The sequence below is a fragment of the Flagellimonas aquimarina genome (assembly GCF_003149745.1).
Taxonomy (GTDB): Bacteria; Bacteroidota; Bacteroidia; order Flavobacteriales; family Flavobacteriaceae; genus Flagellimonas; species Flagellimonas aquimarina.
This window is the reverse complement of sequence record NZ_QGEG01000001.1, coordinates 385804-410849: the sequence shown is the minus strand read 5'-3', so window position 1 is coordinate 410849 and position 25046 is coordinate 385804. Positions and strand designations below refer to the sequence as shown.

22 protein-coding genes are annotated in these 25046 nt (G+C 38.6%); 11 read left to right on the top strand and 11 right to left on the bottom strand.

What is annotated here, in order from left to right:
• Positions 1 to 42: 42 nt before the first annotated feature.
• A complete protein-coding gene (locus DKG77_RS01785; RefSeq protein WP_109659614.1) occupies positions 43 to 3189 on the bottom strand; it encodes a VPS10 domain-containing protein in 3147 nt (1048 codons plus the stop codon).
• A gap of 163 nt (positions 3190 to 3352) precedes the next feature.
• On the opposite strand from DKG77_RS01785, the gene DKG77_RS01780 reads away from it, so the two are divergent.
• The gene (locus DKG77_RS01780) at positions 3353 to 4102 is read left to right on the top strand and encodes an SDR family NAD(P)-dependent oxidoreductase (RefSeq protein ID WP_109661375.1); all 750 of its coding nucleotides are present in this window, start codon (positions 3353 to 3355) and stop codon (positions 4100 to 4102) included.
• Positions 4103 to 4139: 37 nt separating this feature from the next.
• Positions 4140 to 4721 (top strand): TetR/AcrR family transcriptional regulator, encoded by a 582-nt coding sequence (locus DKG77_RS01775; RefSeq protein ID WP_109659612.1) that lies wholly within the window; start codon positions 4140 to 4142, stop codon positions 4719 to 4721.
• Positions 4722 to 4769: 48 nt separating this feature from the next.
• On the opposite strand, the gene DKG77_RS01770 is transcribed toward DKG77_RS01775, so the two are convergent.
• Genes DKG77_RS01770 through DKG77_RS01760 form a run of 3 tightly spaced genes read right to left on the bottom strand, consistent with a single transcriptional unit; the run spans position 4770 to position 7065 of the window.
• Positions 4770 to 5258: a DUF6265 family protein gene (locus DKG77_RS01770; RefSeq protein ID WP_109659610.1), complete on the bottom strand. Its 489-nt coding sequence runs from the start codon at positions 5256 to 5258 to the stop codon at positions 4770 to 4772.
• A 38-nt stretch (positions 5259 to 5296) separates the two neighbouring features.
• A complete protein-coding gene (locus DKG77_RS01765; protein WP_243414789.1) occupies positions 5297 to 6001 on the bottom strand; it encodes an SIMPL domain-containing protein in 705 nt (234 codons plus the stop codon).
• A 38-nt stretch (positions 6002 to 6039) separates the two neighbouring features.
• Positions 6040 to 7065 carry a LacI family DNA-binding transcriptional regulator gene (locus DKG77_RS01760; RefSeq protein WP_109659606.1) on the bottom strand — a complete coding sequence of 342 codons (1026 nt, stop codon included), beginning with the start codon at positions 7063 to 7065 and terminating at the stop codon, positions 6040 to 6042.
• A 185-nt stretch (positions 7066 to 7250) separates the two neighbouring features.
• Here DKG77_RS01760 and DKG77_RS01755 point away from each other — a divergent pair, with 185 nt between their 5' ends.
• The 5 genes from DKG77_RS01755 (at position 7251) to DKG77_RS01735 (ending at position 14680) form a co-directional block, all read left to right on the top strand.
• Complete coding sequence (locus tag DKG77_RS01755) at positions 7251 to 9914, top strand: TonB-dependent receptor (protein ID WP_109659604.1); 2664 nt, start codon at positions 7251 to 7253, stop codon at positions 9912 to 9914.
• Between the two features lie 87 nt (positions 9915 to 10001).
• Entirely contained in the window at positions 10002 to 11318 is a 1317-nt protein-coding gene (locus tag DKG77_RS01750; protein WP_109659602.1) for an MGH1-like glycoside hydrolase domain-containing protein, read from the top strand.
• Positions 11319 to 11328: 10 nt separating this feature from the next.
• On the top strand, positions 11329 to 11922 hold the full coding sequence (locus tag DKG77_RS01745; RefSeq protein ID WP_109659600.1) for a GNAT family N-acetyltransferase: 594 nt from the start codon (positions 11329 to 11331) through the stop codon (positions 11920 to 11922).
• Positions 11919 to 13523 carry a sodium:solute symporter family protein gene (locus tag DKG77_RS01740; protein WP_109659598.1) on the top strand — a complete coding sequence of 535 codons (1605 nt, stop codon included), beginning with the start codon at positions 11919 to 11921 and terminating at the stop codon, positions 13521 to 13523. The genes DKG77_RS01745 and DKG77_RS01740 overlap by 4 nt, the downstream gene beginning before the upstream one ends.
• 11 nt (positions 13524 to 13534) lie before the next feature.
• Positions 13535 to 14680 (top strand): glycerate kinase, encoded by a 1146-nt coding sequence (locus DKG77_RS01735; RefSeq protein ID WP_109659596.1) that lies wholly within the window; start codon positions 13535 to 13537, stop codon positions 14678 to 14680.
• On the opposite strand, the gene DKG77_RS01730 is transcribed toward DKG77_RS01735, so the two are convergent.
• The 6 genes from DKG77_RS01730 to DKG77_RS01705 form a co-directional block, all read right to left on the bottom strand.
• Positions 14677 to 15273, bottom strand: a complete 597-nt coding sequence (locus DKG77_RS01730; RefSeq protein WP_109659594.1) for a GNAT family N-acetyltransferase — start codon at positions 15271 to 15273, stop codon at positions 14677 to 14679. The two genes, DKG77_RS01735 and DKG77_RS01730, sit on opposite strands and share 4 nt — an antisense overlap.
• A 75-nt stretch (positions 15274 to 15348) precedes the next feature.
• A complete protein-coding gene (locus DKG77_RS01725) occupies positions 15349 to 17544 on the bottom strand; it encodes a carbohydrate binding family 9 domain-containing protein (protein ID WP_109659593.1) in 2196 nt (731 codons plus the stop codon).
• 82 nt (positions 17545 to 17626) lie between these two features.
• Complete coding sequence (locus DKG77_RS01720) at positions 17627 to 17953, bottom strand: hypothetical protein (RefSeq protein WP_109659591.1); 327 nt, start codon at positions 17951 to 17953, stop codon at positions 17627 to 17629.
• A 77-nt stretch (positions 17954 to 18030) separates the two neighbouring features.
• Positions 18031 to 18288 (bottom strand): Ada metal-binding domain-containing protein, encoded by a 258-nt coding sequence (locus DKG77_RS01715; protein WP_109659589.1) that lies wholly within the window; start codon positions 18286 to 18288, stop codon positions 18031 to 18033.
• A gap of 2 nt (positions 18289 to 18290) precedes the next feature.
• Positions 18291 to 19004: a 2OG-Fe(II) oxygenase gene (locus DKG77_RS01710; RefSeq protein ID WP_109659588.1), complete on the bottom strand. Its 714-nt coding sequence runs from the start codon at positions 19002 to 19004 to the stop codon at positions 18291 to 18293.
• A 7-nt stretch (positions 19005 to 19011) separates the two neighbouring features.
• Complete coding sequence (locus DKG77_RS01705) at positions 19012 to 19851, bottom strand: bifunctional transcriptional activator/DNA repair enzyme AdaA (protein ID WP_109659586.1); 840 nt, start codon at positions 19849 to 19851, stop codon at positions 19012 to 19014.
• A gap of 157 nt (positions 19852 to 20008) precedes the next feature.
• Here DKG77_RS01705 and DKG77_RS01700 point away from each other — a divergent pair, with 157 nt between their 5' ends.
• The 4 genes from DKG77_RS01700 to DKG77_RS01685 all read left to right on the top strand — a co-directional run bounded on the left by DKG77_RS01700 (position 20009) and on the right by DKG77_RS01685 (position 23924).
• A complete protein-coding gene (locus tag DKG77_RS01700) occupies positions 20009 to 20350 on the top strand; it encodes an avidin-fold protein (protein WP_243414786.1) in 342 nt (113 codons plus the stop codon).
• Positions 20347 to 21102, top strand: a complete 756-nt coding sequence (locus DKG77_RS01695) for a LytTR family DNA-binding domain-containing protein (protein WP_109659584.1) — start codon at positions 20347 to 20349, stop codon at positions 21100 to 21102. Before DKG77_RS01700 ends, DKG77_RS01695 begins: the two co-directional genes overlap by 4 nt.
• Positions 21103 to 21259: 157 nt before the next feature.
• A complete protein-coding gene (locus DKG77_RS01690) occupies positions 21260 to 21724 on the top strand; it encodes a (2Fe-2S)-binding protein (RefSeq protein WP_109659583.1) in 465 nt (154 codons plus the stop codon).
• Positions 21725 to 21728: 4 nt separating this feature from the next.
• Positions 21729 to 23924, top strand: a complete 2196-nt coding sequence (locus tag DKG77_RS01685; RefSeq protein ID WP_165819331.1) for a xanthine dehydrogenase family protein molybdopterin-binding subunit — start codon at positions 21729 to 21731, stop codon at positions 23922 to 23924.
• On the opposite strand, the gene DKG77_RS01680 is transcribed toward DKG77_RS01685, so the two are convergent.
• Positions 23905 to 25044 carry an efflux RND transporter periplasmic adaptor subunit gene (locus tag DKG77_RS01680; RefSeq protein WP_109659579.1) on the bottom strand — a complete coding sequence of 380 codons (1140 nt, stop codon included), beginning with the start codon at positions 25042 to 25044 and terminating at the stop codon, positions 23905 to 23907. The genes DKG77_RS01685 and DKG77_RS01680 overlap by 20 nt on opposite strands.
• Positions 25045 to 25046 lie beyond the last annotated feature (2 nt).

The window sequence follows — 25046 nt, the reverse complement described above, 5'->3', positions numbered from 1 at the left end:
AAATTTTTGATCGGCGATAAAAGATTGTTGCATTTTTAAGAATTAATCTTTCAATAATATCGCCGGCAATTTAAGTCCACTGTACAGCTCATTGTATTTGACCATCTCCGTATTTACAATGGCGTTCTTTTCATTTTCAAATGTTTTCCATTGATTCAAAAGATCTCTCAGGCGCTCTTTGGCTCCCTCTGTCACTTTAGGCTCTGCAGTATCTATAAATCCCTTTAAATGCATGAAATCTGCATTTAGTTGGTTGTGAAAATTAATGACATCTTGAAAAGTTTTTTGCTTTGGTTGAATAAGGTTTTCTTCCCACACCTTAATTCGTTTGATCAAGGAGTCGCCAACCTTTAAGAGCTCACTTGCGCTTTCGTTCTCTTTTAGCAAATTGGCGTAGCTTTTTAGTTGTGCCTTGGCAGAGCGCATTTGGTTAACGGCTTCATGCATGGAGTATATGGCGCTTTCTATTTCATTTAATGCCTTTTGTTGTTCTTCGTAATCCGCTTTGGCACCTTTAATTTTTGGGTTTGGTAGAATAACAGCTTCGGTTTCCACTGATTCGCCCTCTAAACTAAGTCTTAGCATAAAAACCCCTGGCGCAACACTTGCTCCGTTATAGTTGCCAAAAACAAAAACCTTATCAATTGAAGGAATCTGCTCTTTGCTAAAATCCCAAGTAAAACGGTTATGCCCTTTTTTTGAAGACAAAACAGGGGACTTTGGTGGACCTCCCGGCCATGATTTAAAATCTTTTGGCTTTGTATTGCTGACCGTTTTTATGACTTTTCCATTATGAAGGATTTCAAGTTTAAGATCTAAGGAGTCTGATTTTTTTGGTAAGTAATAATCAAAAGTCACACCCTGTTTTGGATTTTGACCCAAACCTGGAACTGGTTTTTCAGGACTTCCACCAAAGATGCGATAGGTATCTTTTGGCTTGTAAATTTTTAGTTTTTCCGAGGTGTCCAAACTGTTCTGTATTGCCCCTAAATCATCCAAAATCCAGAAGGACCGCCCTGCAGTGGCCGCTACCAGATCATTGTCCTGAATGGTAAGGTCATTTATAGGTACAACAGGAAGGTTTAATTGAAAAGGTTGCCAATTTAAACCATCATCCAAAGAGAGATATAGTCCTGTTTCTGTACCGGCATATAACAGTCCTTTCTGTTTTTTGTCTTCCCTGACCACACGAACAAATGTATGTTTGTCCACTATTCCATTGGTGATTTTGGTCCAAGTATTGCCGTAATCACTGGTTTTAAAGATATAGGGTTTTAAGTCCATGGATTTGTAACGCATCACGGCTATGTATGCCGTAGCAGGGTCGTGTGGAGATACTTCAATACTGTTGATAATCCCTTCAGGTAAATTAGGGGGGGTAATATTTTGCCAATTGGCACCACCGTCCTTAGTGACATGAACTAGACCATCATCACTGCCAGCGTAAAGTACACCTTGTTCGTGTGGTGATTCAACTAGGGCCATTAAGGTATTATAGTTTTCTCCCCCAGCTGCCTCATTGGTATATGGGCCGCCTCCTTCACCTTGTTTTTCCAGTTCGTTTCTTGTAAGGTCTGGACTTACTACCTCCCAGCTTTGGCCACCGTCCACAGTTTTGAAAACAACATTTCCTGCATGGTATATTGTATTTCTATCATGAGAGGAACTTATAATTGGTGCATTCCAATTGTATCTAAACTTGAAATCTTTTGGCACCTTGCCAAGGCCAAGTTCAGGGTATTCTTTTATAGCTTTTCCTTCTCTGGAAGCACGTACCCATTTTTCAATAATACCTTGATAACAACCGCCATAGACCACTTCTGGATTATCTGGGTCAAAAGCAAGGAAGGCACTTTCACAACCAGCGACGGAATACCAGTCTTTCCAATCGATCCCATTATCATTGGTTCTGCTTGCTATTGCAATGGCCGAATTATCCTGTTGCCCTCCATAGACATTGTAGGGCACCAGATTATCCGTAATTACCCTATAAAATTGCGAGGTGGGTTGATTTTGTTGTGTGCTCCAACTTTTGCCGCCATTATTTGAAACATTGGCACCTCCGTCGTTAGAATTGATCATTTTGGAATTGTCATATGGATTGATCCACAAATGGTGGTTGTCTCCATGAGGAGTGGGTAGGGGAGCAAAAGTTTTGCCTCCATCAATTGATTTTGTAACCGGGGCATTTAATACGTAGACCACATTTTCATCCTGCGGATCTGCAAAAATCTCCATATAGTACCAAGATCTGGCTATGTTGATTCGGTTTGAATTGATTTGGGTCCATTTTTTTCCAGCATCATCACTCCGGTAAACACCCCCTTTTTTTCCTTCTGCTTCAATAACTGCAAAAACTCTGTCCGCATTTGCTCGCGAAACTGAAATTCCGGCTTTGCCAAAAGCTGTTGGAAGCCCCTCCTTAAGTTTTTTCCAACTAGTACCGCCATCGGTAGATTTATACAATCCTGAGTTTTCACCTCCAGATTCTATTTTCCAAGGGTAACGTCTATGTTCCCACATAGCGGCATAGAGAATCAATGGGTTGGTCATATCCATTGACAAAGAAGAGGCTCCAGTATTTTCATCAACAAAAAGTACATTTTCCCATGTATTGCCCCCATCCAAGGAACGGTAAACTCCCCTTTGGCTTGAAGGCCCATATTGAGCTCCTTGCGCCGTTACAAAAACTATATCTGGGTTTTTGGGGTGAATAACCACATCAGAAATATGGCGTGTTTCGTCGAGTCCTAAATGTTTCCACGTTTTTCCAGCATCTGTAGATTTGTAAACACCATCACCCATAGACGTCATTACACCTCTAGCGGCGTGTTCTCCCATCCCCACAAAAACAATGTTGGGATTACTTTCAGAAACAGCAATTGCTCCCACCGTTCCTGTTTTAAGAAAACCATCTGAAATATTTTTCCAGGTAATACCATCATCGGTAGTTTTCCAAATACCACCTCCAGTGGAACCCATATAGTAGGTCATGGGCCGACCTACAACTCCAGAGGATGCTACACTTCTACCACCTCTAAACGGACCAATATTTCTCCATTTTAGGCCATGGTACATTGAGTCATTAAGAACTATGGAAGGTAAAGGGTTTTTCTTTTTTCTACGTTGAGCTTCGCTGTTAAAGGATACGAGTAAAACAAGGGCAAGGAAGAATTGAAGTGCTTTCATTTTTGATTTGATTTAGCTTCTGGGAAGATACAAAACCCAAACAGAATGTTAACAAAAAGATAAAGATTGAATTTTATTTGGAACAATCGTTCTGTTATTTATATGTTTGTACTGGAATGAACATTCCAAAATAAACAGAAATCTAATAATCAAAATTATTATCATGAAAAAATTGGAAAACAAGGTGGCTGTAATTACCGGTGCCACGAGTGGCATGGGTCTTCAAACTGCAAAACGCTATTTAGAAGAAGGCGCGAAGGTGGTATTGACAGGGAGGAGTCAAGAAAAACTGGATGCCTTAAAAACTGAATTAAAAGGAGATTATCTTTTAGTAAAGGCGGAAGCAAGCAGTCTTGCTGATAGCGAGCATTTGATTAAAATTGCAGTTGATACTTTTGGAAAAATTGATGTACTCTTTTTGAATGCAGGAATTTTCAGAGTGGAAACTATAGATGGGCTTACGGAAGAAATCTTTGATGAAGTACATAACATTAATGTTAAAGGGCCACTTTTTACGGTAAAAGCGGCTTACAATGACTTGAATGAAGGTGCCAGTATTATTTTCAATACTTCCATTGTAAATGTAAAAGGATTTGTAGGTATGGCCGCTTATGCATCAAGCAAAGCAGCTTTACGTTCTTTGACCAGAACATTGGCCAGCGAATTCGGCCCTAAGGGAATTCGAGTTAATGCTATAGCTCCAGGTCCCATAGATACACCGCTTTATGTAAAGCACAATGCGCCTCAGGAAAATATTGATGAAATGGCATCTGGTCTTCCATCCATGGTATCACTTGGAAGGTTTGGCAGTGCAGATGAGGTGGCTACCACCGCCTTATTTTTGGCATCTGCCGATAGTAGCTATATTACTGGAGCGGAGATTCCTGTTGATGGAGGTCTTGCGCAGGTATAATTTTTTTCAATAAATTTGGAACAATTATTCCAAAATAATGCCAAGAGTAAAACAATTTAATGAAGAAGAAATATTGAAAAAGGCAATGGAGCTCTTTTGGGAAAGAGGGTTCCATGCCACCTCAATTCAAAATTTAGTGTCTCATTTAGGAATCAACAGAGCCAGTCTTTATGACACTTTTGGGGGCAAAGAAGAATTGTTTAATAGGGCTTTTAAAGAATATAGAAGTAAAACAGGCAATGTTCTCAAAGAAATTTTTGATACAGAAGATTCTGTTCGGGCAGGTTTAAAAAAGCTCTTTGATATGGCCATTGACGAGGCAAAAACAGATCAAGCTCGCAAAGGCTGTTTTGTGGTCAATACCACTACAGAACTTATTCCCGGCGATGAGGCAATACATAAGGTCTTGAGTGATAATAAGACGAATATTGAGTCCCTTTTCATCAACTACCTTCAAAAAGGAATCGATAATGGAGAAATTGATGTTTCAAAAAATGCTGAGAGCATTGGGCTAATGTTTTTTGCCCTATATAGTGGACTTCGAGTTTTGGCAAAAGTAGACTCAGATTCAGATAAGCTAAACCTAATGGTCCAAGCCGGCTTATCCGTGCTTGACTAGTCAATCAAAGTAAACAGCTCGAGTTAGTGATCATGCTAATAGTTTTTGTCAGAACCTTTTGTAATTGAACAAAACTTCTTCTGAGTTGCCTGAATCTTCTACCAGCACATAAACGTTGATTTCATTCTCATTAACACGTTCAAACGTAATCCCCTCAAAATATGCTTTGTGTTTTTCCAGTTTGATCAGCTTAAAATCTATTGTCTTATCCTTGCTTTCCCATCCTTTAAGATTTCCGTGAAAATGTTTCAACTGCATTATTAGTGTAGTGTCCAGTTGGCGAATGTGCCCAATTTCATAAAAAGAGACTTTGCCCTCATTAATTAATCGGAAAACGAACATCATGGAATCTCCTAATGGAGGGCTCCATATTTCTTCAGAAATACCACCAAATGCTTCACCGCGCCAATGACCAGTAATCCAAGAAACTTGTTCCAAGTCTCCTTTAGGCGACTTTTGACCTTCATTTAGTTGAAAGGTTTTTTGTGCCTGAAGTAATGTAATATTGAAAAGAAGTAGGAATAATATAGTTTTCATGGATACCTGGTTTTGGTATAATGACGAATGAAAACAGGTTATTCGGACAATGCAAACTTTATATTTACAGAAGTCTCTACCTTAATTTTTTCAAACCCAATATCTAGAGGCTCTGCTTCTGCCATATCCATTTCCATGGTTTTCATTTGCATACGAGGTGCTTGATTGTATCTTGGATAATATGGAGTAGAAGTGTCCAAAATATGAATTGCCGCCCCAACACTTTGCCCTAAAGGAGCCGTTAGAGCTTCAGCCTTCTTTTTGGCTTTTTTAACTGCCCTGGATTTTAGTTCCAATTCTAATTCATCCATTTTGGAATACTCTGTTTTTTCTAGATAGGCATTGGCTATGTTCAGCCTTTCCAATGCAACCATAACTTTTCCCGCTGTTTGGCCATCATATAACTCCAATGAATATTGTTTGCTTTTTAGAATGTCTTTCTGTCTTAAGAAATATTTCTTAAAGTTGCTACTAAGATCCTTGATGACCAGTTGCTTGTCAAGGTCAATTCCTAAAGCTTTTAGACTCTGGGCCATCTTGTTTTCCTGCTCCTCAACGGACTTCTTGCCCTTGGAGTCCTTTTCTTTAATGGTGATGTTCAAATAAATTTTATCTGGTGTGACCAGTGTATCCACTCTTGCAGATGTTTCAAGATAAGGTATATCCAAGAAGTTTTTCGATTGTCCCATTACAGAGGTTAATACAAAGGTTAGAATAAAAGTAACAACAATTTTTTTCATCATGGCCAAGTTTAAATTAACTAAATCTTTCTCCTACAAAATTACACTTTAAAAGAGGAATCCCGTACAATGAGATTGGTCTTTATCTCAATGGTTCTTGTAACCAAATCTTCTTTTGGGTTTTCAATTTCTTCAATGAGATATTTTACTGCCGTCCGCCCTATTTGATGTCCAGGCTGATCGACTGTGGACAAAGACGGACTAATGATAGTTGAGTTAACCGAGTTACTAAAACCAACAACGGCAATTTCATCTGGGATGTTTACCTTGAACTTGTTCAATGCCTTAATTACCCCAATGGCCGCACTGTCTGTAATTGCGAATATGGCATCGGGCCTTTTCTTAAGACTTAATAAAACATTGGCCATCATTCTACCTTTGCTCAACGAAATGTCTTCGGTACTCAGAATAATTTTTTCATCAATAGGGAGGTCATGTTCCCTAAGAGCTCTTAAATAACCTTCGAACCTTTTTTCAGAATTAAATGATCCTTCAGTTTCCTTAATAATGGCGATTCTTCGTTTTCCTATGTTGATGAGGTGTTCAATTGCATTATAGGCTGCTTCCTCTTCATTAATGACCACTTGCGTGCAAGGTATTTTTCCAGAGACTTTATCAAACATCACCAAGGGGATTCTATTTACGATTTTGAGAATGTCATCTATGGATTTTGTTCTTCTTGATAATGCCATTAAAATACCATCTACACCAAATTGCATCATGGTCTGCAGCATTTCAGATTGCTTTTTTTCATCGTTTTTTGATTCCGATATGATTACCCTATATCCGGAATTCTCGGCCTTTTCCAAAATCCCCTTTAATATGGTAGAGGTAAAGTAGTGCGAGATGTTAGGTACAATTACTCCAAGAATATGAGTTCTATGGCTTCTGAAACCACTTGCAAATAGATTTGGTACATAGTTATGTTTTTCAGCGAGTTTTTGAACTTTTTCTTTTGTAGGTTCACTAATGTCAGGATGATTGTTCAATGCCCTCGAGACTGTGGAAATTGAAAGTTCCAGTGCTTTTGCCAGTTCTTTTAAAGTGATGTTGCGTTTCTTTTGCATGTCTTCAAAACTAAAACTACTGATTGACAAAGAAAATAATTGCCATTGCAAACGTTTCCGCAAACGTTTGCGTAAAGGAATGACAAAAAATCAGGCAAACGATTAAAAGATTCAAATAATTTTAATCAATAATTACTAAAAACATAATCTAACTCAAAAAATGTTTCACTAATAACTAAACAATTATGAAAAACTTATTCTTTGCGATAATTGTGCTATGCTGCTTTGGAACAAGCTTTGCACAAACGGAGATTACAGGAAATGTAAAAGACGGTTCAGGGGTCCCAATTCTAGGGGCCAATGTTTTGATACTGGGAACCACAGAGGGAACTACTACAGATTTTGATGGAAATTTTTTGTTGTCCACTAGCTTAAGTGGAAGTCAAACCATTAGGATATCTTTTATTGGATTTACGTCATCAGAACAGGTGGTAGATTTAAATGGATCAGCGCTCACGTTAGATGTCGTGCTTCAAGAAAGTGGTCAGCAATTAGATGAGGTTGTAATCACTGCTTCGAGTACGTTTAGATCACAGAAACAGGCACCACTATCAATTAGCTCAAAGAAAATGGCAGAAATCACCAAGTTATCCGCCAATAGCCAAGCAGATATATTAAGGAGCGTTCCTGGTATTACTGCTGAAGGTGGTGGTGGTGAAACAGCGACCAACTTGTTCGTTAGAGGACTTCCTTCAGGTGGGCAGTATGTTTTTAATCCTCTTCAATATGATGGAATGCCTTTGATAAGCTCATTTGGATTGAACTCATCAGCTCATGATGTATACGCAAGACCGGATATTGGATTTAAAGGCGTTGAATTTGTTAGAGGTGGTGCAGCAATATTATATGGCGCAGGATCTGTAGCCGGTATTATCAATTACACGAGCAAAACAGGAGATTCAAACCCTGGTAATATAATAAATGTTGAATGGGGAGATGGTGATAGGTTTAAAACAGATTTTTATAGCGGGGGTAGACTTGGCGGAGAAGACTCAAATACCTTTTATGCCTTCACCGGTTTTGTAAGAACAGATGATGGTCCAATCGATACTGGTTTGGCCACAAGAGGGGTTCAATTCCGTGGAAATATTAAAAAGAGATTTGAGAATGGTTCATTTACGGTTCACGCCCAATTTATAAACGACAGGGCACAATTCTTCTTGCCATTGCCGCTAAGTGCATCAAGAGAAAGAATAGATGGGAATGATGGGCAACCTGTAGAGCAGTTATTGTCTGGAGAGTTGGAAGAAACCTCTTTCTTAACAGCAGGAGGTGTTTATGAAAGCCCTATTGAAGACGGTGTTTTTACAAAAGGGGGTTATGTTATGGGAGATTTCAACTATAACTTTTCAGATAATCTAAGATTCAAATCCAAGGTAAGGTATGCTAACTACGAGCATAATTTTGCACTATATGTTGGAGGGAATGGGAACAATGGAAATCCAATTTCACTAAACAACTATGTAAACAGTGTGGATGAAAACAACCAAGGATTTGTGGCAACCTATCAAGGTGGTGGTGATGCGCAGATAAGTGGTTCTGATTTGGTTGTAGATAATCTGCACGTTGATAGACTGCGACCAATGACTGATTATTCAGGAGAAGCATCGCTCACATTAAGTTCAAATGATGGCATCCATAACTTCACAGCAGGTACATTTTTGTCCAGAACTGAAGCGGAAGATGTGAATTATCAATATAGAGTGTTATCAGAATTCAATAACAATCCTAGATTGGTCAACCTAAGTTATACTGATGAAAACGGTGCCAATGTAATCTTTTCTGAAGGAGGTCTTACCAATCGAATTGGAATGACATCAAATAGATTTCTGGATCAGAATAGAACCGCTTTCTACCTAACGGATGAAATGGTTTTTGACAGATGGCGTTTTGATGTTGGTTTCAGATATGAATCCACAGAAGGAACTTTTAGTAACGGAGGTATTGTTGAGTCAACACTCTATGATAACACAGAGCTTACAGATGATCTTAGGAATGTGAATTTTGCTGATGGAAGCTTTACTCGGGCAACCATAAGCGCTTCTGATTGGGCTTTATCTTTGGCTGGTTTATATGAACTTTCTGAAAGCACTAATCTGTACGCAAACTTTTCAAGAGGCTTTTTCTTTCCTCAAATAAGAAGCTTTGCTCCGGTCCCTGGTATTCGTGAATCAAATTACGATTCAGAAAACATTATTCAGTTTGAGGCTGGCGCCAAATTTGGCACCTCAAAATTCTCTGGTTCTGCGGCTGCCTATTATGTAAGCTTAAAGGATAGAATTCGAATTAACCAGGCTATTGTAGGAGGTTTATTGGTGGACCAAACAAGAACAGAACAGAATACTTCAACTTTTGGTGTAGAAGCTACTTGGAATTATAGATTCACAGACGACCTTAGTTTGCAAGGAACCGCTACTTATCAAAATCATGAAATCACCAAAAATATTCAGGAAGATTTGGTCAATGGAGGAACAACAACAACCAATGAGGGTAACGAATTGGCAAGGCAACCTAATCTATTAGGTACATTGGGACTGAACTATGACAATAGAGAGTTTGATGCCTTATTCTCTTTGAACCATACTGGAAAAAAGTTTACTTCAGATATTAATGATGTGGAACTGGACGCCATAACCATTGCACGTTTGGGAGCAGGTTATACATTTAATACAACGGATGAAAATTCAGTAAGGCTTGGTTTTTCGGTCTTTAATTTATTTGATAGTGATGGTATTACAGAAGGAAATCCAAGGGCAGGAGTGGCTGGTGAAGCTGGAAATCAAGATTTTTTCTTTGGTCGTCCAATCCTTCCAAGAAGATTTTTCCTGACCGCTACATTTAATTTTTAGCAGATAAAAAATATAGTTTAAGTTAGTTTTCTTGTTCATGTAACATATTGGTGGTGACAGCCGCCAATATGTTTTTATATTCTGTTTATGAGAGATAAATTAATTAATAAAGCCATTAAGGTGTTAGAAGATAACTTTCAAGATGGCGGTTTTACGATTCCTAGTAAAGGGCTTTATCCTTTTCAATGGAAATGGGATTCTGGTTTTATTGCATTGGGTTTTGCACATTATGATCTTAAAAAGGCAAAAATTGAAGTTGAAACATTGCTAGATGCACAATGGGAAAATGGTTTTATTCCACATATCATTTTTCATACGGACAGCGATTCTTATTTTCCCGGACCTGATTTCCATCAATCAAACCTTCATCCTCAATCTTCAAAAAAATATCGTTCCACGGGAATGACTCAACCTCCTGTAATGGGCTTTATTTTAGAAAGGCTTTTAGAGATTGACAAAGGAAGTGATGAGATGCTGGAATTCATAAGTAAGCAAATTGATAAGGTCTATGAAAATCACGTTTACTTTTATGAAAATCGGGATTGGAACAATGAAGGCCTTGTTTACATATATCACAATTGGGAGTCAGGCACGGATAATTCCCCCATGTGGGACGATATTTGGTTGACCATGGATCCTCCTGAATATGAATTTGAAAGAAGGGATACATCACATGTTGATGCTTCCCAGCGTCCTTCAAAAAGGGAGTATGACCATTACTTATATATTATTGATGTTGCAAAGAAATACAATTATGATGATGCCAAAATAGCCGAACACTCTCCTTTTTTGGTATTGGACCCACTTTTTAACTCCATCTTGATAAGATCTAATGAAGCGTTGATCAAGCTCTATAAACTGTTGGGCGGGAATGATGAAAAGATTGCATATTTAAAATCCAAACAGCAAAAGAGTATTCAAAGTCTGAATGCTAAATTATTTAATGAAGAACTTGGAGCCTATTTACATTTCGATTTAAGGAACAATAGGCAAATACCATATATCTCTTCTTCATCTTTTACCCCGCTTTATTCAGGCGCGCCAGATAGAGCAATGGCAGAACGTTTGGTAAAAACTATGATTCAAAAATTTGGAGGTGAAGACAGATACCTATGCGCGTCTTTTGATCCAACACATGAAAAATTTAATCCAAAGAAATACTGGAGGGGCCCAGTATGGATTAATATGAACTGGATGCTTTATCATGGACTAAAAAGGTATGGATATGACGAGCTTGGACAAAGGGTTAAAAATGACTCCCTTGAGCTTGTTGAAAACAATGGTTTTTTTGAATATTTCGATTCTAGGAAGGCCAATCCAGATGCCGAAAAAAGTGGATATGGGGGAGATAATTTCTCATGGAGCGCTGCTTTATTGATAGATTTTCTAAAAGAAGAATCTTAAGCCGTGGATAATGACACTTGACTTTACTAAGGATTATGTTTTGGAAAATGATAGAGTAAAGTTAATTCCGTTGACAGCAGATCATGTGGATTTGCTGTGGGAAATTTCAAGAGAAAAAAATTTATGGACCTATTTTTTAGGAAAGTCAGATGGCAGCGGGGATTTTAAAAAGTACATCCTTGAAGCTATTGCTGATCGAGATAAAAAAAGTGGATATCCTTTTGCAGTCTATGACAAAATGAAAAAATGCTATGCAGGATGCACACGTTTTTTCGATTATCAGGAAAACTTAAATATAATTAGGTTGGGGTACACATGGTATGGAAAGGATTTTAGAGGAACGGGGGTAAACAAGAATTGCAAATACCTAATGTTTCAATTTGCGTTTGACCAAATTGGTTTAGAAAGAGTTGGATTGGGTGCTCACTCAGAAAACAAAGTTAGCATTGCGGCTATGAAGAGTGTGGGCTGTACCAAAGAAGGGCAAATCCGAAATCTTTTCCCTTCTATCCATGGCAAGGGAAGATCAGATGCTGTTTTGCTGGGTATTCTTAAACAGGAATGGCTTGAGAACAAAAAGAAAAACTTAAAAAGCAGATTATGAACTATTTAGATTACATCATCATTATAGTATATCTCATTGGATTTTTAGGGATTGGCTACTTTTTTAAGGAAAACAAAAGTTCTGGCGACTATTTTTTGGGTGGTAGAAGCATGGGATGGTTGCCATTAAGCCTTTCAACAATGGCCACTCAATTATCTGCAATAAGCTTTATTTCTGCACCGGCATTTGTGGGTTTAAAAGACGGAGGTGGACTACAATGGTTGACATATGAGTTTGGTGTGCCTTTGGCAATGGCTTTTTTGTTGATTGCCGTTATACCCACATTGTATAAATCTGGAATTGTCAGTGTATATGAGTATTTGGAACAACGTTTTGATGCCTCTTCACGTTTATTGATAAGCTTTGTTTTTCAAGTAAGCCGCTCTGTAGCAACAGGTGTTATGGTCTATACAATGGCCCTTATACTGCAAGCTACCGTAGGGGTGGATTTCTGGATTTCTATTTTAATAATTGGAGTAATTACTTTGGTATACTCGTTCCAAGGAGGAATGAAAGCTGTCATTTGGGGAGATGTAATTCAAATGATCATATTATTTTTAGGAATCATTATATGTCTGATCTATGGAATAAGTGAGTTGGGTGGATTTGAAAACTTTCTTACTAATGTAGACCAAGACCGTATTACTGCAGTTGATTTTACCAAATGGGGTTTTAACAATGCTGATGGAGGAGACGAATTTGGTTTTTGGCCCATGGTTATAGGAGGATTTTTTCTTTATGCCTCTTACTACGGAACTGATCAAACACAGTCCCAACGATTGCTTTCTGCAAAAGGAATGCCTACCATAAAAAAACTGTTGCTGGCAAACGGACTTTTCAGGTTCCCATTAACACTTACATATTGCATCATGGGCCTTGTTTTAGGGACACTATTGCTTCAGGATGTTGGGTTTCAAGAAATGATGGATTCCGTTTACCAAGCAAATATTAGCTCTTTGGAAGGAAAAAAAGCAGATTTAATGGTTCCAGTTTTTATCATTAACTATTTGCCAAATGGAATCATAGGCATTCTAATAGTGGCAATTATGTCTGCTGCAATGTCCTCTTTGAGTTCTACGGTAAATTCACTTTCAGCAGTGACCATGGAGGATTTTGTAAAAAGATTCAGACCTAAAATGAGCGACAAAAAGTATGTAATGAATTCACGTTTGTTATCGCTCTTTTGGGGTTTGGTATGTTTGTCATTTGCCTTCTTTGCAGGTAACATTGAGGGAACCGTAATAGAGGTCATCAACAAAATTAGCTCTGTATTTTACGGACCAATACTGGCTGCCTTTATTTTAGCAATTCTAACTAAAAAGACACATGCTTTAGGAGCAAACATAGGTATTGTGGTTGGCGTTTTGCTTAATATGTATCTGTGGCTGTACGTACCAGAGGTTTTCTGGTTTTGGTGGAATGCCATTGGCTGTTTGGTCACTATAATTGTAGCTTTAGGGTTAAGCTATATCATTAAAAGACAAGCCAATGAAGGCTTGGAAGTGGTCTATTATTCGGGTAAAAAAGAAGTGTTGATATTGGCGGGTTTCTTTCTATTAATTGTAATATTGAGCATAGGTTTACCCAACCTGTTTAGTTAATTTCAATATGCATGAAGTTTGTATTAGCTCCCGATAAGTATAAAGGCTCCCTTTCAGGGCAACAGTTTTGCGAAGCTGTTGACAGTGGAATCAAAATGGTTTTTCCAAAAGCGGTCATCATAAACAAACCATTGGCAGATGGTGGTGATGGCACAATAGAAGTTGCAAAACATTATTTAAACGCTTCTGAAGTCAAAGTTACGGTCAAAGACCCTCTTTTTAGGGATATAGATGCCGGATACTTACTTTCCAACGATAAGAAGACAGCTTTTATAGAAATGTCCGAAGCATCTGGCTATAAATTGCTTGCACAGAATGAAATGAACTGCATGCGCACCACATCTTTTGGTACTGGGCAATTAATTGAAGATGCGTTGAACAAAGGCGCAAAAGAAATAGTTCTTGGAATAGGCGGAAGCGCAACCAATGACTGTGGAATGGGCATGGCAACTGCTTTGGGATATAAATTCTTGGATGGTGATGGAAACAAGTTGAAGCCAACCGGAGAAAATTTGATTAAAGTAAGAGAGATTATAAAAACTGGAATTCACTCGAAACTTTCCAGTGCAAAATTTAAAGTTGCTTGTGATGTAAACAATCCATTGTATGGCAAAAATGGAGCTGCACACGTTTATGGCCCTCAAAAAGGGGCATCCAATGAAGAAGTTGAGTTTTTGGACAATGGACTTAAAAGTTTTGCAAATGTCATCTACTCGGATTTTGGGATTGATGTTCAAAACATCCCAGGCGCGGGAGCTGCAGGAGGTCTGGGGGCAGGGGCACTGGTTTTTCTAAAAGCTATTTTGACCTCTGGAGTGGATTTGGTGATGGAAATAGCCAAGTTTAATGATGCCTTAATAGATGCAGATTGGATTCTTACCGGAGAAGGACAAATGGACAATCAAACCCTATCAGGAAAGACTATTAATGGAGTGCTTGAGTCAGCAAAATCCCTAAATATTCCAGTGGCAGCATTTTGTGGTTCTATAAACATGTCCATTGATGAGCTGCAAAAATTAGGACTTGATTACGCCGTATCAATTATCAATCACGTAGGAAATTTAGAAGATGCAAAGGCCAATAGTTATACCAATTTGCAAAAGGCCAGTTTTAATTTTGCCAGTTTATTAAAACGTGGCATGGCTAAAAAGAATTAATACGACCTGCTCATTTTAAATTCCAGGCCGGTTTTAACCGCTTTCCATTCGCTATCCAATATGGAAAATATAACAGTGTCACGAAGATTTCCCTGGTCATCGATTCTATGATTCCGAATAATTCCTTCCTGTTTTGCGCCCAATCGCAGAATGGCATTCCGTGATGTGTGATTATGAAAATGTGTCTTAAACTCAACGGCGATGCATTTAAGTTTTTCAAAAGCATGGGTTAATAGCAAATGCTTACATTCTGTATTTATACCGGTTCGTTGAACTCGTTGCGAATACCAGGTCGCTCCTATTTCTAGCCTTCGGTTTTTGGCATCAACATTTAAATATCGTGTAGAACCAATAACCGTGTTGGTCTTCTTGTCCAGAACAACAAAAGGCATGGCCAGTCCAGCCTTTTGTTCATCAAGAACGGTATTTACATAACTCTTAATGGTTTTTGATGAGGGAACAGAGGTATACCAAAGTTCCCACAACTTGCCATCCTCAGCTGCCGCTAACAGATCGGGTATGTGGAAACCTTCCATAGGAATTAGTTTGACCAATTTACCTTCTAATACAACTGGACTTAACCATGTTTTCATACCACTTCTCTTTTAGTCAAATATGTTCTGGTTTTCTCTTTTTTATATGACCGGATACAAAGCACAAGTTAAGAACTAGAATTGTTTTAAAAAACTCAGTTTTACAATAGCTTGACGCTCAAGGAAGGTGTCTTCGGCAATGTTTTTCTGGTTAGAGTTGAAAACCAAGAATACATATGAAAGCGGGTTGTACTCCCAAGCAAAACGAATATTGTAGAAATCAGAATTGTTTTGGGTGTTTCTTTGGTACAATCCACTTAGGCTTATTCTTGGATTAAGAAAAATACGGCTTTCCAAAGTGTATAAATCCGCCGTCCTAGTATTTAACCCCGTTCCTAAAGAATCATAGGAGTTGCTATTTATGGTTCCGCTTAGAAATATGTGTGGAATTGGTATGATGGTAAGGGATGTGTTCCAGCTGTTCAGATTTCCATTGTAGAAATCTCCAAACTCATAATTCATTTCAGCAGATACTTTGCCAGATGGATCTGTTCCTATACCAAAATTATACCTAGTATAGTTATAGGATCCCACTGCTATCTCTTCATTAAGCAAGGTAAAAGCATTGGACACATTTTGTTCACTAAATGAGGTTGTAAAACTGAAAAACCCACCGTTTTGGGCTTCTAACCAAAATGGACTTATTGAAATCTCTCTTTCGGTGAGTTTACCTGAAGAGGCTTCATAGAACCAATTGCCGATTATTCTAGGTCTGTACGCCCTCAAAAACTTTTTGAAAGGTAATTTTTCTCCTCTATAGTTGGCAACAACGCCAGGTGAAGTGGCAAAAACGTTTGTACGCGATACAAACCCAAGTTCTGGCTTAAATCGCTCGTCCAATATTGATTGTGTCCACCATGCATTGACAGAATTTGTATCGTATCGATATTGAAGATATCCTCCAAAACCCAACTCATCGTTTTGGGTATCTACAGAGGTCATTGCAGTAAACCCTATGCTGTGGACCTTGTTCATTCTAAAAAAACCATCTAGACCGCCAATGATATTGGTGTTTTCGTTTTGGATTTTGGTGGTGGTGATTATGCCGAGCCTATTCTGTTTTCCAAAGTTTTTTACATAACGTCCAACAAAATTATAACTAGCAGAGCTACTCGTTCCTCCATCTTCTTTTATTCCCATTACCCCAAAGCTTTGATCCGTGGATTGGTGGACCAATCGTAATCCGGCGTCTATTCTCAAAGGCATACCGTTTGAATCTAATCCTATACGCCTGCTAAAAAAGGGAATTATACTTAGGTTACCAGAGCCTCCTGTATCGCTATACAGTCCGGCACCAAAAAGCGATGCATTTTCCAAGAAAAATTGTCTTCTTTCTGGAAAGAAAACTGAAAACCTACTGATGTTGTTTACCTGTCTATCAGCTTCAGCTTGAGCAAAATCGGTATTAAAAGTTAGATCCATTAAGGTATTGGTATTTAGAGCCCATTTAAGTTCACCTCCAATAGTATAATTGTTTTCTGAAGTTTGTGTTTCCCCGTTTTCTTTTGTTTCTATGTATTCGGATAGTATGTATGGGTTTATCTGAATGTTCGTGCTTGGTTTTTTTGGCTTCACTTGCATAAGCCACCCAAAATATTCCGAACGATTGAAACCATAAGCCCTGGGGTATGGGGACCATGCAGAGATCTCGTTGCTTTTTCTTCGTTGGCGCACAAAGTTAATCCCCCATTTTGAAGAGGTGTCCCCAGTTTCATTATATCTGAGTGTTTTCCAAGGAATTTGAAATTCAGCATACCAACCCTTATCTGTTATTGATGTCCTCACTTTCCATAATCCATTCCACCTCGCATCAAAAAAAGTATCATCAAAAGAGAGGTAATCCTTTTGAGTGCCATACGGATTGGTTGCTATGGTAATACTGTTCCGTTCATCAAGAAAACCATCTATTCCAATCGCAAAAGTGTCATTGGTCCGGAATGAAAAGTCTCTGGCCAAATCGGGGACACGTACGCCTTTTTTGCCCTCCAAATCTTCACAAAATGCACCTATGTATAGATTTTGTTCATCATATAATACCCTTACAAAAGTGTTGAACTGAGATGTTTCACCTTGGTTTGGTTCTATCTGAATGAAATTAGTGAGGACCTTGGCTTCTTCCCAAGCGGTTTCTGTTAGCTCACCATCTATTTTAACACTATTGCCAGTAAATGTTGCCGATACAGAAATTTTATCTATTGGAGGCTCAAAAATTGTCTGCCCATTGAGTGAAACCACAATGCATAAAAGGGTCAATGTTACCGTATTTCTCATTTGCTCTGTATTTAGTTTAGGGAGCAAATGAAGTAGATATGAGTACCGAAAGAAACCCGATTCTTGCTAACTGTTTGTTTGGTCAGTTATCTAAATAGAAGATGGCATTGGTCCCTAAGAGCATAACAAAATAACGGTGTTGAAATCCAGTTTTACGCACATCTGCAAGAATTGCTTTCTTGCTTACATTGCTGTGCTCCAATAACTCACCCGTTACTTTAGAAAAGGTAATAAGCGCAATGGAATCTTGATTGTTCACAAGCTTGAGCTTTTCAAAAAGCTCGTATGGATTTTTAATATGCTCGGAGGTTTCTATGAGCTTTAATTTTTCTGATATTCGAAGTTGGGAGTAACTTAATTGAATAATAAAAAGGGCACTGACCAATACGCATTTTGAAACTAACTTCATAAAGGATAGATTTTGTTCATGATGCTAAAGATTTCAAAAACCAAAGACGATTAACAATCCGATTCTTGCTATACATACTAAAAACTTTGTTGACGAGAGCTGTTTTTCCAAAGCTGGTAAGCTTTTCGCATGCAGTGCCCACAAGGGCGGTAACCTTGTTTAAGAGCATCTTCTTCTGAATGGAAGAAAACACGGTTCTCCACCTTTAGGCGTTTTCCAGATTTGCAATGGAGCGTTCCATAAATCTTCAGTTTGCTGTTACCGGCCCATTGTGTTTTTTGTTGCTTTAAGAAACTGAAAAGTTCAGAGGAAGATATTTTCTTATGTTCAATCATAGCTAAGAAGTGGCATCATGAAAAATGATGCCCAGGGTGTGCCGTTCTCCTGAACTCACCTCGCTAACGCCATGTTTCATGTTAACACGGTAATGCCCTTTTTTACCTTTCATTGGTTTAAAATTGGTCGTAAAAATGAGCATGGAACCTTTTTTTGGACGTAGCACTATTGCCTTGGACTGTGCACGTGGAACTTGTTGTGTCATTACAAATTCACCTCCGCTATAATCCGTCTCCGGATCGTTTAAAAATAGAACGGCCTGTAACGGGAAATATATTTCCCCATATAAATCTTGATGCAGTGTGTTGTAGCCCCCTTTTCCATATTTTAGAATTAAAGGTGTGGCTAAGGATTGCCCATTAAGCTTGCATCGATGGTGCAACTCTGATAGTTTTGATGGAAATGAAACATCTAGTCTTAGATCCTTCATCCATTGATTTGCCACGGGAACCAGTTTTGGATACATTTTTTCTCGTATGGATTCCAATAATCCAGGAAGTGGGTAGCTAAAATATTTATAAGTTCCAGCTCCGAAGCGATACCGTTCCATTTCAACCGTTTTCCGATAATGTTCTGGCTCATCAAATGCTTCAATTAAGCTTCTGCAATCTTGATTATCCAGTACGTTTTCCAATATAACATATCCTTGTTCGTACAATGTTTTCTGAACATTTTTCCAAATGATGGTGTCAAGGTATTTTGATATGGTCTTCATCTTACAATTAACGAGTTTGAGCAGCTTCCCATCCAATAATGGCTGTTTTTCGAATACTATCCCAACGATAGCCTCCTAAATTTCCAGAAGACTGAATTACTCTGTGACATGGAATCAAATACGCTATGGGATTGCTTCCAATTGCAGTGCCTACGGCCCGGGATGCCTTTGGTTTTTTAATAACACCGGCAATTTTACCATAGGTGGCCAACTGCCCTTTGGGTATTCTTAGTAGAGATTCCCAAACTTTTAATTGAAAATCTGTGCCCTTCAAATGAAGTTTGATTTCTGAAATCTGACTCCAATCATTTGCGAAAACCATTAAGGCATTTACCTGTGTTTGATCCACACGTTGATGATATTGTGCTTTTGGAAATTGCTTTTTAAGCTCATAAAGCCCTTTCTCTTCATCATCAATAAATGCAACATGGCATAACCCTTTAGATGTAGATGCTATGGCAACAAGGCCAAAAGGACTATGGGCATAGCTATAGTTAATGCTAAGGTTTTCTCCTTCATTTTTGTACTCTCCCGGAGTCATCCCCTCAATACTGATAAATAGGTCGTGCAGTCTGCTTGTTCCAGAAAGACCGGTTTCCATCGCTGCATCAAAAAGTGTAGTTGTTCCCTCGTCCAATATTTGTTTTGCATACTGAACGCTGGTGTACTGTAAAAACTTTTTAGGGGTGATTCCCGCCCATTCCTTAAAGATTCGCTGAAAATGATATGGGCTTAAATGTACATGTTCTGCAATCTCATCTAAACTGGGCTGCTCTTTAAAATTAGTATTGATATGAGCGATAGCCTTTGCTATTCGATTATAGTTTAAGTTTTCCTGTTCGTTCATAATACCTGTTTTTACATGCCCAAAAATAGTGTGGAGGAGATTTGAAGAAAACCCGATTCTTGCTGTTTTTGACTGAAGCTAGGAAAAGGCACACTTTAAGGCTAAAATAAATATTAATGGGTTTTGGTAAATTTATATGCTATAAAAGTAAAATCAAATGGGATTGAATCTTAACAATAAGAGGTTTGTTACCTTAAATAATAGGAAAGGACTTGCTTCGAACGAGACGGTTTTTCAATACTATCAAAATGGAAAAACGATAACCGGAAGCTACAAAGGAGGAGCAATTGTTGAAGGGCTTATTGTTGGAAAACAAATTGGGGATAACAAAATACAATTGCTATATCAATGCCTTACGGATCAAGGGGAGTTAAAAGCAGGACAATCGACAGGAATTGTTTTGAAAAATGCAGAAAACAAATTGGAGCTAAAGTTTGAATGGAATTGGATTAATGGAACGTTGACCGCAGGGCATTCGGAATACATTGAAATTGAATGAAAACCAAAAATTTTATAGGTTTAATACTCTCAATCGCAGTACTTCTGGGCTTGTTGATTTATTGGCGGGAATATGCAACTAGAGACCAGGTGACTCTATACCATGTATTGCTATGGCAGCTTGCCATTTGGATTCCCTGGATTATTGGTTTTAAAGTGTTGGAGAAAATAAATAAATGTAGTGTTGAATCTAAATTTGGTTTACCTCTGCTATTGGGTGTAGGCTTGGTATTCGTCTGTTTGCATTTTGGTTGGTTTTTCATGTTCAGCTCTACCTACAGCCCGTACCTAGATTTGGAAGGCTCTAGGTTTGGGGTGTATCGTTACTTTTTTATCTTTTGGACACTAGTGGATATTGGCTTGGTATGGTTCATAATCGACAAATTGAAGACTACAATAGAAAGAGAACCAAAACCTCCCTTGTTGTTAGAGCTGACGAGAGGGAGCAATAAGTACTTCTGTGAGCCCTCCCAAATTTATCTACTGGTTGCGGAAAACTATTATACCAAGTTGTTTACAACAGAAGGTACTTTTGTTATGCGCAAACCTTTAAAGTCTTTCTATGATATTCTTCCCCAAAACATGTTTAGGAAAATCCACCGATCTACTATAGTTAACGTAAACTATGTGTCAGAGCTTTCTAGAGGGAGCGGCCATAGTTTGGAAGTAATCATGAAAGATGGGACTAGACGAAAAGTGAGTAGGACTTTTATAAAAGAGATTACACTTTTCTTTAAGGATAGAACATATTAACACGGTTCGCTACCAAAAACTTATCCGTTTACTGCAAGGACAGAATTCCACTCTAATTATTAGGTAAGTTTAGTATTGATTCTGGGTTCATATTAATGACCCTAAAAAGGTATTCATCAATCAATCTTCACCTAATTATGAATTCAAAAATATACATATGCCATCGTACACAATAAGAGTGAACAATGCAGAAAAAACCGTCTCAGTCGATGCAGATACTCCATTGCTATGGGTATTAAGAGATGAACTAGGATTAACAGGTACCAAGTATGCCTGTGGAAAGGGCCTTTGTGGCTCATGCACTGTGCAGTACAAAGGAAACGCCATTAGATCCTGTACGCTACCAATTTCATCTGCTTTGGAAGCCAACATCACCACTATTGAAGGACTGTCCCCAGACCAAAATCATCCAGTGCAACAAGCTTGGATGGAATTGGATGTGCCACAGTGTGGATACTGCCAATCGGGTCAATTAATAAGCGCTGCCACATTGCTCTCCAAAAACAACAATCCCACAGAGGATGAAATAAATGCTGCAATGTCAGGTAATATCTGTAGATGCGGCACATACACAAGAATACGAAAAGCCATACAACTGGCTTCAAGCAAACTGGATAAATAAGAAAATGAAAAACACATTAAAAAGAAGGAATTTCATCAAACTTACGGTTTCGGCTAGTGGAGCCCTTGTAATCGGAGTACATCTTCAATCCTGTATGCCTAAAAAAAAGATACCAGAAGTATATGAGTTTTCGCCACTAATAAAAATTGATACGGACGGGTGGGTCTCACTTATAGCCAAGAACCCTGAGATTGGGCAGGGAATAAAAACCGCTCTACCCATGATTTTAGCCGAAGAACTGGGAGCCAATTGGAACAAGGTAAAAGTGGTTCAGGCAGATTATAATAAAGTTTACGATGAGCAATGGGCAGGAGGCAGCTATGCAATCATCTTAAACTGGGATTTAATGAGAACGGCGGGGGCCATGGTAAGACAAGTGCTCGTAAGGGCGGCATCACAAAAAATGAACCTTCCTATTGAAGAACTTACCGCCAAGAACAGTAACATAGTGCACGTAAAATCCGGGGACAGCCTACCTTTCGAAAAGCTTATTGTAGAAGCTTCCCAAATACCATTGCCAGAGGAAGTGGAATTTAAGTCTATGGACTCTTTTGAAATTGTGGGTAAAAGCATTCCCCAAGTAGACTTGGATAAAGTAGTGAGCGGAGGTGTTGAATATGCTATTGATGTAAAACTACCGGAAATGGTATATGCAACTGTTTTAAAAAACCCCGTTTTTGAAGGAGGAATAACTAGTTATGAGGATAACGAAGCAAGATTGGTGAATGGCGTTGTTGATATCATAGAACTCAACAACGCAGCATATGGGGGAAGACTAATAGCACCAAACAGTCCAAACTTTGTGAATGGTATTGCAGTAATTGGGAAGTCCACCTGGGCTACATTTAAAGCTGTCAAGAAACTCAAGGTGGTCTGGGATAATTCCAGCTCACGAAAAGAGAATACAGATGAGATTTTTGTGCGTTTTCATGACCAACTTTCAAATACTTCCATAGAAAGAAAAGATGGGGATATAAAAAAGGCAAAAAGGAGCGCTGCCTTGAACTATGAAGCCGTTTATGAAGTTCCTTTTTTAGCACATGCTACTATGGAACCCATGAACTGCACAGTTGATTTTAGAGACGACTTTTGTGAAGTCTGGGCTCCTACTCAAAACCCAGAAGCATTGCAAGAAGGATTAATGAAGTTGTTTGGATTAAAACCAGAACAAATAAAAATTCACTTACCAAGAATAGGTGGGGGGTTTGGAAGAAGGTATTATGTGGATTATGCCATGGATGCTGCAATTTTGTCTCAAAAAACAGGAAAACCGGTTAAACTTACTTGGACTAGGGAAGAAGACATTAGGCATGACTGGTATAGACCTGGAAGCGTACAGAAAATTGCGGCCTCACTTGATAAAGAGGGTATGGTTATAGGGTGGCAGCACATTTTGGCCAATGCTTCACGTAAAACATCCTTAGGCAGAGAAGGAGGTCCAGCGGGTACCGAAATAGATGAATATGACTTTCCTGCCGGATTTGTTCCAAACCTTCAATTTGAATATGGTCATGTATTGAGCGATGTCCCTTTAGGACAATGGCGTGCAGTAGCAGCCTCTGCAAATGCGTTTGCCGTTCATTGCTTTTTGGACGAGTTGGCATTTATAAACAAAATGGACCCCATTGATTATTTTTTGGAATTTTTGGGCCCAAAAAGGATGGTCCCCGTTGTGGGAGATTATGAGTTTGATGTGGAACGTTTGATTACCGTAGTGGAAAAAGTAAGGCAAAACAGTAATTGGGATACGGCATTGCCCAAGGGGCAGGGAAGGGGTTTTGCAGCGCGCAAAGGTGCAGGCTCTTTTATTGCCGAAGTAGTAACCATAGACACAGATGAAAATGGAAAAGTAAAAATATTGCGCGTAGATGCTGCGGTTGACTGTGGAATAGTAGTAAATCCTTCTGGAGCAAAGGCGCAAGTGGAAGGCGGTATTCTTGAAGGACTCTGTGCTGCACTTTATGGAGAAATAACAGTTAAAGATGGAGCTACGGTCCAGTCCAATTTTCATGATTATCAATGGATGCGAATGGGAGAGATGCCAGAGATAAATGTGGAATTTATAAAAAACGAGCTGCCCCCAAGAGGCCTTGGCGAACCTCCTTTACCGCCAGCAATCCCTGCATTGGCGAATGCCATTTATGCAGCCACAGGAAAGCGAATTAGAAAGTTGCCAATAGTTAATCACCTAGTAGACTAAATGAGCCTTTTGTTAAAAACTGTGTGTTTGGTTTAAAATCATCCTTGTTTTCTATAATTGAAAAACCATCATGGCTCTCTTTGACCACAACTTCCACTTGATTGAAATAATACGTGTCACTTTCATTTTTATCTAACACAAGGACGTATGAAACTCCATCAACTACAATTACTGACTTACTTGGCAAAGCTTTTTCTATGGTGGAATCTGTAATAATGCTGGCTTCCACAAACATTCCTGTTAAGAAATTATTGCTAGACTCATCTTCTAAATGTCCGTGCACTTTTATAGTTCTGGTGGCTTCTATGGAAGCACCTACAAGATGTACTTCCGCTTTGTACGTCTCAGGTGATGCCTCTGGAATTTTGAAATTGATTTTTTGTCCTTTCTTGATTTTCATAATATCTTTCTCAAAAACAGAAAGCTCTAAATGAATATGGTCGTTATCAATGATTTCTAAAATCTCGGTAGCAGGAGAAACATAGGAACCTTTCGTCACATTTACCTTTGTTATGCTGCCAGAAATAGGGGCGTATACACTTACAACAGAACTAATAGCTCCTTCCCTAACTCTTGATGGCGATATGTTCAACATTCTTAGTTGTTTGTCCAGGCCTGTGTGTCTGGCAACTGCTGATTTGTATTCGCTTTCTGCCTTTAAATAACTTTTCTGAGAGGTAATGTTTTCAACTTTCATTGTTATTTGTCTATCATATTCTGCCTTTAAATAGGTAAGTTGCTCATTGACTTCCATATACTGTTGCTGTATGGTCACAAACTTTGGATTTTCGATTGTAACAAGTACTTGTCCTTTATTTACCCTATCTCCTATTAGCAAAGGTGTTGATTTTATATAGCCGCCCATTGTTGCATTTACTACAGCTCTGTTTTCTGGTGGAACATCAATCATTCCGTTGACAATAACCACATCAGGGAACTGTTTTTCCTCAAAACTTCCTAAAAGCATTTTACTTTGTTCAAATTGGGCATGTGTCACTTGTATGTGGCCATCCGTTATCTTTTTGTTTTCAATAGTGGCTGATGGATTATTTTTTCCGCCACAACCGGATAGGGCAAAAACAAGAGCTAGAAATATGATTTTATATATGTTATGGTTCATAA